The organism is Mucilaginibacter sp. UR6-1 (genome assembly GCF_020880975.1).
Classification (GTDB): domain Bacteria; phylum Bacteroidota; class Bacteroidia; order Sphingobacteriales; family Sphingobacteriaceae; genus Mucilaginibacter.
In genome coordinates this window covers 1,000,631-1,013,553 of record NZ_JAJIWP010000002.1, presented here as the reverse complement: position 1 = coordinate 1,013,553, position 12,923 = coordinate 1,000,631, and the positions used below count along the sequence as shown (strand labels likewise).

The 12,923-nt window shown below is 42.5% G+C and carries 14 protein-coding genes; 5 read left to right on the top strand and 9 right to left on the bottom strand.

The window, feature by feature from the left end:
- Nucleotides 1–72: 72 nt before the first annotated feature.
- Nucleotides 73–819 (bottom strand): DUF481 domain-containing protein, encoded by a 747-nt coding sequence (locus LJ707_RS09805; RefSeq protein ID WP_228950632.1) that lies wholly within the window; start codon nucleotides 817–819, stop codon nucleotides 73–75.
- Nucleotides 820–916: 97 nt separating this feature from the next.
- Nucleotides 917–1,762: an aldo/keto reductase gene (locus tag LJ707_RS09800; protein WP_228950631.1), complete on the bottom strand. Its 846-nt coding sequence runs from the start codon at nucleotides 1,760–1,762 to the stop codon at nucleotides 917–919.
- Between the two features lie 213 nt (nucleotides 1,763–1,975).
- Between LJ707_RS09800 and LJ707_RS09795 the strand changes: the two genes are divergently transcribed.
- Entirely contained in the window at nucleotides 1,976–3,118 is a 1,143-nt protein-coding gene (locus tag LJ707_RS09795) for a putative sensor domain DACNV-containing protein (RefSeq protein ID WP_228950630.1), read from the top strand.
- Nucleotides 3,119–3,142: 24 nt separating this feature from the next.
- Nucleotides 3,143–3,373 (top strand): hypothetical protein, encoded by a 231-nt coding sequence (locus LJ707_RS09790; RefSeq protein ID WP_228950629.1) that lies wholly within the window; start codon nucleotides 3,143–3,145, stop codon nucleotides 3,371–3,373.
- Between the two features lie 3 nt (nucleotides 3,374–3,376).
- On the opposite strand, the gene LJ707_RS09785 is transcribed toward LJ707_RS09790, so the two are convergent.
- From LJ707_RS09785 to LJ707_RS09775, 3 genes are all read right to left on the bottom strand, one after another.
- Nucleotides 3,377–4,036: a YceH family protein gene (locus LJ707_RS09785; protein WP_228950628.1), complete on the bottom strand. Its 660-nt coding sequence runs from the start codon at nucleotides 4,034–4,036 to the stop codon at nucleotides 3,377–3,379.
- 104 nt (nucleotides 4,037–4,140) lie between these two features.
- Entirely contained in the window at nucleotides 4,141–5,253 is a 1,113-nt protein-coding gene (locus tag LJ707_RS09780) for a S1C family serine protease (protein ID WP_228950627.1), read from the bottom strand.
- A gap of 11 nt (nucleotides 5,254–5,264) precedes the next feature.
- Nucleotides 5,265–5,837 carry a sigma-70 family RNA polymerase sigma factor gene (locus LJ707_RS09775; RefSeq protein ID WP_228950626.1) on the bottom strand — a complete coding sequence of 191 codons (573 nt, stop codon included), beginning with the start codon at nucleotides 5,835–5,837 and terminating at the stop codon, nucleotides 5,265–5,267.
- Nucleotides 5,838–6,088: 251 nt separating this feature from the next.
- Between LJ707_RS09775 and LJ707_RS09770 the strand changes: the two genes are divergently transcribed.
- Nucleotides 6,089–6,283 carry a hypothetical protein gene (locus LJ707_RS09770; protein ID WP_228950625.1) on the top strand — a complete coding sequence of 65 codons (195 nt, stop codon included), beginning with the start codon at nucleotides 6,089–6,091 and terminating at the stop codon, nucleotides 6,281–6,283.
- 149 nt (nucleotides 6,284–6,432) lie between these two features.
- The gene (locus tag LJ707_RS09765) at nucleotides 6,433–6,630 is read left to right on the top strand and encodes a hypothetical protein (RefSeq protein WP_228950624.1); all 198 of its coding nucleotides are present in this window, start codon (nucleotides 6,433–6,435) and stop codon (nucleotides 6,628–6,630) included.
- 76 nt (nucleotides 6,631–6,706) lie between these two features.
- Here the strand turns inward: LJ707_RS09765 and LJ707_RS09760 are convergent, their stop codons facing one another.
- Nucleotides 6,707–7,888 (bottom strand): glycosidase, encoded by a 1,182-nt coding sequence (locus LJ707_RS09760; RefSeq protein WP_228950623.1) that lies wholly within the window; start codon nucleotides 7,886–7,888, stop codon nucleotides 6,707–6,709.
- Nucleotides 7,889–7,909: 21 nt separating this feature from the next.
- Nucleotides 7,910–9,733, bottom strand: a complete 1,824-nt coding sequence (locus LJ707_RS09755) for a sodium:solute symporter family protein (RefSeq protein WP_228950622.1) — start codon at nucleotides 9,731–9,733, stop codon at nucleotides 7,910–7,912.
- Nucleotides 9,734–10,188: 455 nt separating this feature from the next.
- Between LJ707_RS09755 and LJ707_RS09750 the strand changes: the two genes are divergently transcribed.
- Nucleotides 10,189–11,064, top strand: a complete 876-nt coding sequence (locus LJ707_RS09750) for an AraC family transcriptional regulator (RefSeq protein WP_228950621.1) — start codon at nucleotides 10,189–10,191, stop codon at nucleotides 11,062–11,064.
- Between the two features lie 51 nt (nucleotides 11,065–11,115).
- Here LJ707_RS09750 and LJ707_RS09745 read toward each other — a convergent pair whose 3' ends face one another.
- Nucleotides 11,116–11,457, bottom strand: coding sequence for a helix-turn-helix domain-containing protein (locus LJ707_RS09745; protein ID WP_194102040.1), 342 nt, complete (start codon nucleotides 11,455–11,457; stop codon nucleotides 11,116–11,118).
- An 84-nt stretch (nucleotides 11,458–11,541) separates the two neighbouring features.
- On the bottom strand, nucleotides 11,542–12,903 hold the full coding sequence (gene murC, locus LJ707_RS09740) for a UDP-N-acetylmuramate--L-alanine ligase (protein ID WP_228950620.1): 1,362 nt from the start codon (nucleotides 12,901–12,903) through the stop codon (nucleotides 11,542–11,544).
- Nucleotides 12,904–12,923: the final 20 nt, after the last annotated feature.

Below are 12,923 nucleotides of genomic sequence, written 5' to 3'. Positions count from 1 at the left end.
GGCAGTTTTTGATGTAATGTTTTTTTGACACTTATTGCGTTTTCGGCATGCAAACGCACTTTTTGTGTTAAATTATTTAAAGTACTTTTCGAGGGTGAGGCCGTAGGTAAAGAGTAAATTTTCGCTATTGGTGCGGTTTTGACGGTTGTAGTTTAAAGCCGTTGTAAGTGCCAGCCATTTATTGAGCTTGAAGGATAATGAATTGGTTGAACGGATAATATAATCGTTACCATTGTTTAACGAACTCTGTAAAAAACTACTGCTCTCCAGCACAATAAAGCGCTGGATATTAAACCTGAATGCCAGCCTTAACGAGTTGCGAAAGGTATGATAGTTTTCGCGTGTGGTATCGGTCAGCATCAGGTCGCTTTTATCATACAAAATACCGTTACTAATGTTAAGCCAGGCATCCTGCTTATCTATCAAATTATAAGCTATGCCAAGGCCTGCAAGCAACTGATTGTTAATTTTTAAGGAATAGCTGGTATTATAATTGGCTAATCCCCAGTAAAAAAAATGCGGAAAGGTTTTGTACAGGTTAAAGTCGAGCGAGGTAGAAAAATCGTTATTGGTCAGTTCATCCTGCTGGCGACCGTATACCCAGGTATTGGTAAAATTGAGGGAGATGTCCTTTTTTTTAATACCAAACCGGGCACCATTATTGAGCAGGTAAGCGGTACCATCTCCTGTTTTATTGATAGAGCCTGATGAGGTATAATTTAACCTGTAATGGGTACTGTCTGAAAACTGGGCATAAGCGTTACTTATCAGCAACACCGCTATAACCGCCAGGCAAGATGTGATCCTTTTTATACGCATAGCTGCATAAAACACAATCGGCAAGTAAAAAAGGTTTGTAACAAACAAGGCGCACCGTTAATGGTGCGCCTTGCTTGTTTATTATAATATAACGTAGTTATGCTGACAGTTGCTCGAATTCTTCATCAGTAAGTTCAATATTTGCTGCCTGTAAATTTTCGGCCAGGTGCCCTGTTGATTTGGTACCCGGTATAAGCAATATATTTTCAGCACGTTTAAGTAACCATGCCAGGGCAATTTGCGCTGTAGTGGCATTATGGCTTGCAGCAATCTTCTCTATCTTGTTAGATAATGAATCGGGACCTGATGCCAGTGGATACCATGGAATAAAGGCAAGGTTGTTTTGCGTAGTATAATCAAGCACATCCTCCCATTTACGTTCGCCCAGGTTATACAGGTTTTGTACCGATACTATGGGCAATATTTTTTGTACACGCTCAATATCGGCAATACCCACTTCTGACAGGCCTACGTGTTTAATTTTACCCGCCTTAACAGCATCTAACACCGGTGCCAACGTATCTTCAACGGGTACTTTAGGATCAATACGGTGCAGTTGCCAAAGGTCAATGGTATCAACTTTCAGGCGTTTAAGGCTGCCTTCAATATTTTCGGCAATAAATTCGGGTTTACCATTCGGCACCCAGTTGTTTGGGCCAGGGCGTACAAAGCCACCCTTGGTAGCAATAATCAACCCTTGCTTATATGGATGCAGCGCATCGGCAATAAGGCTTTCGTTATAATGCGGGCCGTAAGCATCGGCAGTATCAATAAAATTAACACCCTGTTCAACCGCAGCTTGTAATACCTTTATGGCATTATCCCTATCGGCAACCTCGCCGAAAACGCCATGGCCTGTAAGCTGCATTGCACCGTAACCTAAACGGTTAATTTGTAAGTCGCCGCCTAAATTATAGGTCAGGCTTGTTTTTACTTCTGTCATGTTCAGTTATTTTTAGTTGATCTGTAGCAGATACCCAATCGCAACATTTATCATACCAACAAACAAAGTTATTTTTAGGGTAGCTGTATTTGATATTGGCATGACCAAAACCCGGGGTATGTTTACATTTTATGGATGCAACCGAAAACGCTTTGCCGATCAATTATGTTAGTTTTGCAGTAAACAACACACCGAACCCATTTTCGTCTGGCTATGCTTTCAGAACCAACATACCTTGCCGCGCGCATGGTTGCCTCAACTATTGAGGCGCATTTTAACAAACATATTGATGCAGCCATAATTGCAGGCGAGCCTAATGTGGCCACCAACCCCGGCGCGAGTATAATAGAGGCGGTTATTGATATAGCCTTTTGGTCGAGCCTGCGACGTGAGGAAGGGCGGCCGCCAAAAATATCATTAGCCGTGCTGCACCCGCAACAATGCGATCAGCCGTTGCTTTTTGGCACGCCGCTGCGTCTAACCCCGCAAACCCTGATAAAGCTTGCGCCCGCGGTTGAACAGCCCGGCACACACCTGGGGGTTTGGTTTGATAATGACAACCTGTATATATGGGGCACTACCCATGCCATACCGGGCATTTGCTTTGTGCTTGAAGTTGCCGAACCGGGCCTGCTGGTAATAAAACACAAGCGTATTGATGGCTTTGGCAAGTTTGTTAACGTAGCTGTGCTAAAAGGTGATGATGTTAAGATAGTGGATGAAGAAAGTTCAGGGCTAAACGGTTGCCCGCAGCTATTAAAATCATTACTTGGTTTACCCCTGCCTTATCGTACCGGTAAAAGTGTAAACATACTGGTACAGTTGGCAGCGGTTATGCGCTTGCATGGACGGGGCGGTATTGTGCTGGTAGTACCTCCCGGATCTGACAAATGGCGCGAATCAATTGTGCAACCGGTAACCTACCCTGTTGAGCCTGCTTACACTGTTATTAATGAATTAATGCAGCGTGAGGAAGAGGATGGCGAAAACCTTGAATGGCAGGAGTCTGTATTACAGGCCGTACAGCTAATTGGTGGCTTTACTTCAGTTGATGGTGCTACCATCATCACCCAAAACCATGAGCTGCTGGCCTTTGGCGCTAAAATATCACGATCAGAGAATAGCCTGGCAATTGAGCAGATCATCCTCAGCGAGCCTGTAGTTGATGGCAGGGCCGAACGACGCCACCCTACCCAAAATGGCGGTACAAGGCACCTCTCGGCAGCACAGTTTGTTTACGATCAGCATGATGCCATAGCGTTGGTAGCCTCGCAGGACGGGCATTTTACCATCTTTTCATGGTCTGATGACCTGAACCTGGTTCATGCCCATCGTATAGATATACTGCTATTATAATTAACACTTGTTATATTTGGCCCGATGACAAAAGACCCGTTAAGTGCTTCGCTGTTTGAGATGCGTTTGGAAGAGATACACCGCAAGCACCCCTGGCTTAAGTATGATATATCGCAGGAGGATTTCATAGCATTGTTCTTCCCGCTAAAATATAAGAATGGCGTACCGATACGTCCGGATCAGCCGCCCACCTTTCCGCTGGAAAGGAATATTTACCTGTCGGTACTCGTAGCCTTCAAACAATCATTTAACTGATGTTTAACCCATCAGTTCTTTCATCAGCTTATTAAAATTCTCTTTTAATTCGGCCAGTTCCTGCTCAAGCGTGGCAACGCGGGCCTCTAAAGCGCCTGATGATGATGAACGTGATGACGACACTTCCGCTTCCTCAAAAGCATTCACATCAACCTCACCGGCCAACAGGTGTGTATAACGAACCTCTTTTTGCCCGGGGCGCTTTGGCAATTGCTGTATGTAGATGGTATCGCCCGATGAAAGTTTATCCAGTATCTCCTGCACCTCCTCCAGCGATTCAAACTCATACATTCTGCCCGAGTTGGTGTTGATCTCCCCCGGTGTTTGCGGTCCGCGTAATATAAGCAGGCCAATAACAACCACTTCGGCAGGTATCAGCGGGTAAACCACCGCGAAGTTATGCTTGTATTTGGTAGCACGGCTTGAACCGCCAACAACAGTTGATATAAGTGCACGCTTTTTTAATGAATCCAACGCGGCAATCACCGTATCATCGTCATACTCAACCACCGGTTTACGTGCTGTTTTTTGGTTACATGCCGTAGTAAGGCTATTAAGCGTTAGCGGATAATATTCGGGCGTGGTACGCGATTTTTCGATCAAAGCGCCTAATACCCTCAGTTCGGTATCGGTAAGTACAGGTAAAGTTTGCGGTTGCTCCATGCCTCAAATATAATAAAGGCGGGCAAAGTGTGTAAATAAAAAACCCGGTCGCTTAGTGCAAGCGCCGGGTTACGTAATATGGTTACTAAGGTGATGGGTACGCTTTAGTTATAAACTTTAACCATGAATACATAGTTACGCAACTTTTTAATTTGCTGCGGACGATTCAATCCTGCCAAACCGTTACGCGTGTTCAGGTTAAGTGGCTTCACTAATGAATCTGACGGTATATTTTGAATAGCCTTTAATAAATAGCTTGATTTTTTGGCGAACGATATGCCCTCGTAAGATGATTGCTTACCACTGATGATACCGATCAGGTTACCTTTGCTATCAAGCAAGGGGCCACCGCTGTTACCCGGACGGGCAAGTATGGACAATTCGTATGCTGAACTATCGCCATTAAAACCGGCGGGAGATGTTAAGGCACCTTCGCTAAAAGCAATTACATCAGCAGGATAACCTACGGTGAACACATCCTCGCCCAGGTCGCTTTTCGCGCGTTTAAAATTGTATGGTACTGAACCTAATGATTTAAAGGAGGCATCATTTATCTGCAAAAAAGCGATATCCTGTGCAGGCTCGGTGTAAATTACCTTTGCATGAAACGAGTCGCCATCCACATTTTGTACATACACTGAATCGGCATCCTTAACTACGTGATAGTTGGTAACCAGGTAACCGTTTGAGGTAAGGGCAAAACCTGTACCGCTGAATTTTCCGGGATTAGCCATGATCTTTCCGGTGCCGGATGATGATAATTGCTTTTTAATATTATGGCTTTGCTCATTAAGTAACACTGTAGAAATTCGCACTTTAGCTATTTCCTTTTTCAGCTCAACATAAGCGGTATCATGCTTTTTAAAGCCGCCGGTAAACAGCAGCGTGGTAAGTACCGCAAATATGGCGATAGATGCCGCTACAGATATTTTTGAATGGTGATGGCGCCACAGGCTTACTATCCATGATGGCTTTATCATCAACTCTTCTTCAAGCGTGTGCACATCTATCTCATCATGAATGGCGTTAAGGCGCGTTTCAAGATCAAGGCGTTCGCTGTAGTGCTTTAATGCGCCTAAAAAGTTACGGTGCTCACTTATACGACTGTCAATAGCCGGGTTATCTTTGCGCAATTGCTCAAAGGCAGCCAGCTCTTCACCGCTCATTTCACCGTTTATATAACGGTCAATTTGTTCCAGTAATCGGTAATCACTCATCACACTCTAAATTAGTTTTGCTGAAAGAACAGCTTTTTTAGCCTTTGCAGGCACTTGTATTTTTGTGTTTTAGCGTTATCGGCATTGGTATAACCAAAACGCTCGCATATCTCCTGCATTGACCGGTTGTGGATATAAAAATCTTCCATAATGGTTTTGCAGGGTTCGCCCAACTGCCCTAATGCAGCCTGCATCTTACCAAATTGCAGGTCGCGGTCGGCATGTTTTTCCGGGTCCTCCTCCTCAAGCGGCAAATGCTCTTCAAAATCTTTCAGATCGCCGCCGTAACGGTTCATCTGGGTTAACCTTTTTAGCCAGAGCCTGCGGCTTACCGAATATATATAGGTTTTCAGTTTGCTGCTCAGCTCAAAATTGCCGGCCTTAACTTTATTGTAAAGAACGATAACGGCTTCCTGGTAAATATCCTTCGCATCATCGGCACTGCCGTTATTATTGATGATCAGTTGCAATACCATCGGGAAGTAAGCCAGGTATAAACGCTTTAAAACAACATCGGAGTTATTAAGTATACCTAATATTACCTCGTTATCCGTTGGAATTGAACTATTTGCTTTGCTACTCACTATTTAATACAGTTTATGCGAAAATGTAACCCATTATTCACAAAAAAAAATTAATGTGATAAATGTTACAGCCAGTTTTAATACTAATGCAAGGTAAAGGTAACCCTGTTAAAAGCATACTAAAATAAACACAGCTTTACAAAATACTATCAATCAATATTTTATATAAATAAAATCGAACAAAATGCTTTTTACAGGGTTACCTTTTTGATATTTAAGTATTAACCTTTAAACAAACACAAAAAACGATCATGAAAAACGCTTTCAAATTTGGCTTTTTAGCATTAGCTATCTCTATCGCAGTTTCAGCTTGTGGCAGCTCATCAAGCACCGTAGGTTCTGATACTACCGCAACAGATTCATCAGCAGTAGCAACTGATACCGCCGCTACTACTGACACTGCCGCTACTACTGATACTAATAAAGCTGATACAGCTAAAATGTAATTTGCGTAAACAGCAATAAAACTCACTAATAATGAGGCACCTGAAAAGTTAAATCGTAATTTTTTAATTTTTTTTCAAAAAAGCGGGTTACCTTTTAAACATTCAGGTATTAAAGTAAAACTATTAATCACTATTAAAAAGATTTTAAAATGAAAAATGCATTCAAATTCGGCTTTTTAGCCCTTGCTATCTCTTTGTCAGTTGTTGCTTGTAAAGGTTCTGGTTCATCAGAAGGTGATTCAACTGCTGCTGATACTACAGTTGTTGATACTACTGGTACTGACACTACAGTTGTTGATACTGGCAAAACTGATACAGTTAAAGCTGATACTGCTGCTAAAATGTAATCTTACATTTTCAGAGAAAATAATAAAGGCTGTACCTTTCAGGTACAGCCTTTATTATTTTATATCGGTTGGTGATCTATATAAAAGTCACATTCTTATCAACCAGTTCATTTATCGCCTCAACTGATGCTGCCGAGGTAAGCCCGTCCTCGGGTGTATTAACGGCGTAATCCAGCAGTTGCGCAATGCTTGATACCGCCACGTGCATTCGCGTGTCTGACGAAGCATAGTATATATATACCGTACCATCATCATCAGTTATCCAACCGTTGGAGAATACTACGTTAGATACATCGCCCACCCTTTCGTCACCTTCGGGAGCCAAAAAGTAACCGGCGGGTTTATGGATAATTCTGGTCAGGTCATCAAGCGCCGTTATAAAAACGTATAATACATAACGCAGCCCCGCAGCCGTATTACGCACGCCATGCGCCAGGTGCAGCCAGCCTTTTTCTGTTTTTATCGGGTGCGGGCCAAGGCCCAGTTTTGCCTCATTAATGGTATGATAAACCTTGCTGTCAATAACATACTCTCTTTCTACCACTGCATTGGTAATGTCGGCAGCTAAACCATAACCTATACCGCCTGCGTTACCTGCTTCAATAAAACCATCCTGCGGACGTGTGTAAAAGGCATATTTACCCTCCACAAACTCAGGGTGCAACACTACGTTACGTTGCTGCGGCGATGGTGTTTTAAGATCGGGCAGGCGCTCCCATTCCAGCATATCCTTTGTGCGTACAATACCGCATTGCGCTACCGCGGCCGACTGGTCGCCTTCGCCAGCATCCGGATCGCGCCGTTCGGTACAAAAAAGGCCATATATCCAGCCATCCTCATGCTCAGTAAGGCGCATATCATAAATATTGGTATCAGCCTCCTGGTCGGGGTGTCGGGCTACATATATCGGCTTATCCCAAAATCGAAAATTATCAATACCATTGGGGCTTTCGGCCACCGCGAAAAAAGATTTACGATCGTTACCCTCTACCCTGGCCACTAACAAATACTTGCCATTAAATTTTATTGCCCCCGCATTAAAGGCGGCGTTCACGCCAATACGCTCCAACAGCAGCGGATTGGTTAAGGGGTTAAGATCATACTTCCAAAAATACGGCGCATGTTTACCCGTAAGTATAGGGTATCTATAGCGCTGATAAATGCCGTTGGAGTCGGCCATCGGTTCATTTATCCGTGTTATCAATGCTTCGTACTCGCCGCGTATATATTGCAAACGCTCGTTAAAAGTTATATTCATCGTATTGATAATTTCAATTTCTTAATCTTCCAGTTTATCCCACCATGTTTTTTTGAGGATAACAATAATCACCGCCAATAAGGCTACCGTTACCAGTAATGGCAACTGCATCCAAAGCACTACATACATAGGCAGCAGGGTAAGCAGCAGTTGCGCTATAATACCCAGCACTACGTTAAACATATCCAGCTTAAAGCGTTTATTGGGTACAAATTCAGGGTCTATCAGCATTACCTTATCATGCACCGGTTTCCAAAAGCCCCATGGCCTTACGGTATGATAAAAACTGATCAGTACCTTTTCATCAGTTGGCGGGGCGGCATAAGTACCGACAATTGAACCAATGATGGATATAAGGAACAGCAGCGGCCAGTTGTACAAAGGCAAGCCTGTAAATATGAACGGAAATACCAGCGCCGCCGCGATACCCGATACCATACCCCAAAAAAAGCCGCTGGCATTAAAGCGCCACCAATACCACTTTAATACGTTGGCAGCAATATATCCGCCGTAAAGCGCGCCCACTATCCATTGCAAAATAGAGTTGACATCCTTGGCGAAAAAGCCAAGCACTACGCCAATAATTACCACCACTATACCGGTGATGTAATTAGTGGTGATTATGTTTTTGTTAGATGCCTGCGGATTAATGTATTTAAGATAAATATCATTCACCACATAGGCCTGCGCGGCATTCAACGTACCCGAGAATGTGCCCATAAACGCGCCCATTAGCCCGGTAACAACCAGCCCAAGTATGCCAACCGGCAAAAAGTTATTGATAGCGGCAGGCAGTATGCGTTCAAAATCGGTACCATTGGCAGTGCTTACATCTAATTGGTTATAATACAATAAGGCCAGCACGGTAAGCCCGATGATCATGCTATAGCGTATAGGCAGCAGGATGATGCTTACAAAGCCGGTCATTTTTGACGCATCCTTTGGCGAACGCGACGACAATACCTTTTGCATATCATATGTAGGCGCAGGCCCGGCCATACTTGCAAACACGCCTTTAAAAAGCATCATCATAAAAAACACACCGAACATGCTAAAACCGTCATCGGCAATCTTTTTATTGGCATCGGGCACTATGCCGCTCCAATCAAGAGAAAGCTTCCAGTCAAACAAGGGCTCGTTCCAGCCGTGGGGCACATTCAGTTGCTTGCCGTTAAGATGCTGCATGGCTATTATGCCTATGGCAATGCAGCCCACCGTCATGATGGCGTATTTTATCACATCACCCAGCACAATACTGTGCATACCCCCTAAAATCGAGTAAAACATGGCGAACAGCGTAAATATGATACCGTAAAAGTGGGCTACATACTCAGGCGGTACATTAAATGGGATGTAAGGTTCAACCACATTCCATGGGATAAATATCTCAACAAACTTACCAAGGCCAACAAAACCATAAGCCAGGTAACCCAGGCAACCTATTAGCGCGAAAGCTACCATTATAGCATGTGATGCCGTTACCCCTGTGCCGCTTATGCCAAAGCGGGTTGCCATCCACCCGGCACCGGTATCGGCATTTGAGCGGCGTAACCATTTGGCCATGAACATCATGTTAAATACCTGGTTAAATACCGGCCACAGCCAGGGTATCCAGATACTTTTAAAGCCATATACAAAGCACAATGATACCATCCACATGGTACCGCTAATATCAAACATGTCCGAGGCATCACTAAGGCCCAGCATATACCACGGCAGCTTTTTGCCACCCATCAGGTAACTTTCTTTATTTTGCCGTGCCTTGTTACGATAGTACCAGCCAATAAGTACCATCATAACCAGATAGCATACCAATATCAATACATCAAGTAATTGTAACTTCATTTAAGTTGTTGAAATAAGCGGTTATAAATTGGTTATGTTCAACCCGTGTGAACATTGTAGGGTAATTTATTGCTTTAACGCCGTATAAAAAAACCTTTTTACTTGATTTTGAACCTTTATCAAAATTAGTAGGGCAGCCGCACCCATTTTAATATTATTTTAACCAAACATGATATTAACAGTTCAGTTAAACAGTAACTAAGCAAAATGAAATAGTTTTTGATTATTAAAACAGCTATGTTTTAACATCTACAAAATAAATGCACTTGTTAGCTTTAATAAAAAATCATGCCCTTTGAGCCCGTTATATGGCTTTATTATCTTTAAAAAGTAAACCAGACATAATGCAACGCCACATTTACATATCAATACATAGAGGTTTACCGCTTTTTAATACATCCTGTATAACTTAATAGTTTTTTAACTATATTGCAATACAATTATAACCGATTACTATGTTCAAGAATGTTTCGAGGGAAATAACTCCCCTGACGCAGAACGACTGTTTCACCATATTTACACGCGAAAAACAGGAGTTTAATTTTCCGCTGCACAACCATGAGGAAATGGAGCTGAACCTGATATTGAATGCAGCAGGCGCCAAGCGTATTGTTGGCGACCATATTGATGAGATTACCGATGTAGAACTTGTGCTGGTTGGCCCCAACCTGCCACATGGTTGGTTTACCCACAATTGTAAAAGTGACTTGATAACCGAGGTAACCATACAGTTTCATAAGGATTTGATGGATGACCGGTTTTTGAAACGGAATCAGCTCAATTTTATCCGCAATATGATAGAGGCCGCAAAAAAGGGAATTCTGTTTTCGCGAAAAACCGTTGAGCATATAGCGCCAAGAATACTGGCTTTGAACAAACAGGCGGGGTTTGATTCGATACTGGAGCTGTTTGCCATATTTAATGAACTATCCATAGCACGGGATTACCGTACCCTGTCCGACTCTACATTTTTGCACAAGCAGGATAACTATAACAGCCGCCGTATTGAGCGTGTGTTTGAATATATGAATGCCAATTTCAGCAAACAGATAACGCTTGATGAGGTATCAAAAATAGCGAATATGCCCAGCGCATCCTTTAGCAGGTTTATACGCAAACGTACCGGTTCAACTTTTATTAGCAGCCTTAACGAGATCAGGCTTGGTCATGTATCACGCATGCTGATAGATACCACCCATTCCGTATCAGAAATAGCATATAAATGCGGTTTTAACAATATGGCCAACTTTAACCGCACTTTTAAAAATAAGAAAGGTTGTACCCCCAACGAATTCAGAGATAACTACTCAGACAACAGGGTATTTGTGTAATATGAAACCTGATATAAAAATAAAACCCGGTGTGCTTGCCGGGCTTATGTTTTATGCGGTAACTTTTTTCAGGCGTAGCTCTTCAAAAAGCTCGATCACCTTTTTCTGGAGATCTATAACCTCTGTTTCTCGCTCCGTTAGTTTTTTATGAATATTCTCAAGCTCACTGGCAAATTTTTGCTCTTCCTGAGTATCATTAAAAGTAAGTAGCTGTACTACAGACATTTCAAACAAAGTAGCAATTTGCTCAAGCCTTGAAAGGTTAATATCGGTAATACCGGTTTCGATCTTAGAAAATGCGGGAATTGATATGTCTAATTTTTTTGCAACATCTTCCTGGCTCCATCCTTTTTGGTGGCGCAACAGCCTGATTTTTTTGCCCAGTGTTTTCATTTTTTTAATTGTTCAATTAAGGGTGCGGGTTTTCTCAATAGTTAATAAAGTTATAATAATTTTTTATTAAAAACTAACCGGATATTATAATTTTAATAAATTATTTTTCAAAGCTACCAGGTCGATGCCGCCGAAGTTACCTGAACTCATAAGCAATAGGTTAGCATTAATTATGTTTATATCCTGTAAGTATTTTAATAACTGTTGTGGTTCATTAAAAAAAATGAGATCCTGACGCGCAAACGCACTTTTTACGTCTTGCTCGCTATATGGCTCCATATTTTTTTGCTCGAATGTGTGCTTATCAATAAATACAATAGCTCTGTCAGCCTGATCCATTGTGCCGCTGTATTCAGCTAAAAAATCTTTATTCAAACTGCTGAAAGTATGCAATTCAATCACCGCTGTAAGCTTACGATCAGCAAATTGAGACTTTACCGCGTGAATAGTGGCGCTAAGTTTTGATGGCGAGTGTGCAAAATCCTTGTAAATGTTGGCCTGCTCCGTTTTACCAAGCAATTCAAGCCTGCGGGCCGCCCCTTTAAACGAACTTATAGCTGTGTAAAAATTTTCGGGAGCTATGCCAAGCTGATCACAAACCTGTTGGGCGGCCTGAATATTCAGCAAGTTGTGCTCTCCAAAAACCTGCAACGGATAAATATTATTATTAAAAATAATATTTGTAACCCCGTTTTCGATGCTGAATTGCGGTAAATTATAAGGATATTTTTTTACCTCAGTATTAGTTTCGGCAATGGTTTGTTTCAGCACTTCATCGGCATTACAATAAATAAGCGTGCCGCCGGGCTGTATGGTTTCAATAAATATTTTAAATTGGTCGGTATAACTTTTAAACGTCGGAAAAACGTTGATATGATCCCAGGCGATACCACTGATTACACCTATGTTCGCTTTATAAATATGAAATTTTGGGCGCCTGTCAATCGGTGATGCCAGGTATTCATCCCCTTCGATCACGATCAGCGGGGCATCATCGCTTAAACCTACCATGGTTTCAAAACCATCTAACTGCGCGCCCACCAGGTAATCAAACTTCATACCCTGATGCTGTAATACATGCAATATCATGGAGGTAATGGAGGTTTTACCATGACTACCACCTATAACCACACGCAGCTTATCTTTTGATTGCTCGTAAATATAATCGGGGTATGAATAAATGGTGAGGCCAAGCTCCTGCGCTTTAAGTAGTTCAGGATTATCAACACGTGCGTGCATGCCTAATATTACGGCATCCAGCGCTGTGGTAACTTTTTCGGGGTACCAGCCTTCGTGCTCAGGCAACAAGCCGTACTTGGCTAACCTTGAAGCTGAGGGTTCAAATATATGGTCGTCAGACCCGCTAACTGTAAAACCTTTTTTATGCAGGGCGATGGCGAGGTTATGCATGGCGCTCCCTCCTATCGCAATAAAATGAACCCTCATTTATAATTATTATTTAAAGA

Coding starts and splice junctions, on each gene's coding strand:
- LJ707_RS09805 (WP_228950632.1), bottom strand. CDS start 819: ATGCGTATAAAAAGGATCACATCTTGCCTGGCGGTTATAGCGGTGTTG.
- LJ707_RS09800 (WP_228950631.1), bottom strand. CDS start 1,762: ATGACAGAAGTAAAAACAAGCCTGACCTATAATTTAGGCGGCGACTTA.
- LJ707_RS09795 (WP_228950630.1), top strand. CDS start 1,976: ATGCTTTCAGAACCAACATACCTTGCCGCGCGCATGGTTGCCTCAACT.
- LJ707_RS09790 (WP_228950629.1), top strand. CDS start 3,143: ATGACAAAAGACCCGTTAAGTGCTTCGCTGTTTGAGATGCGTTTGGAA.
- LJ707_RS09785 (WP_228950628.1), bottom strand. CDS start 4,036: ATGGAGCAACCGCAAACTTTACCTGTACTTACCGATACCGAACTGAGG.
- LJ707_RS09780 (WP_228950627.1), bottom strand. CDS start 5,253: ATGAGTGATTACCGATTACTGGAACAAATTGACCGTTATATAAACGGT.
- LJ707_RS09770 (WP_228950625.1), top strand. CDS start 6,089: ATGAAAAACGCTTTCAAATTTGGCTTTTTAGCATTAGCTATCTCTATC.
- LJ707_RS09765 (WP_228950624.1), top strand. CDS start 6,433: ATGAAAAATGCATTCAAATTCGGCTTTTTAGCCCTTGCTATCTCTTTG.
- LJ707_RS09760 (WP_228950623.1), bottom strand. CDS start 7,888: ATGAATATAACTTTTAACGAGCGTTTGCAATATATACGCGGCGAGTAC.
- LJ707_RS09755 (WP_228950622.1), bottom strand. CDS start 9,733: ATGAAGTTACAATTACTTGATGTATTGATATTGGTATGCTATCTGGTT.
- LJ707_RS09750 (WP_228950621.1), top strand. CDS start 10,189: ATGTTCAAGAATGTTTCGAGGGAAATAACTCCCCTGACGCAGAACGAC.
- LJ707_RS09745 (WP_194102040.1), bottom strand. CDS start 11,457: ATGAAAACACTGGGCAAAAAAATCAGGCTGTTGCGCCACCAAAAAGGA.
- murC (WP_228950620.1), bottom strand. CDS start 12,903: ATGAGGGTTCATTTTATTGCGATAGGAGGGAGCGCCATGCATAACCTC.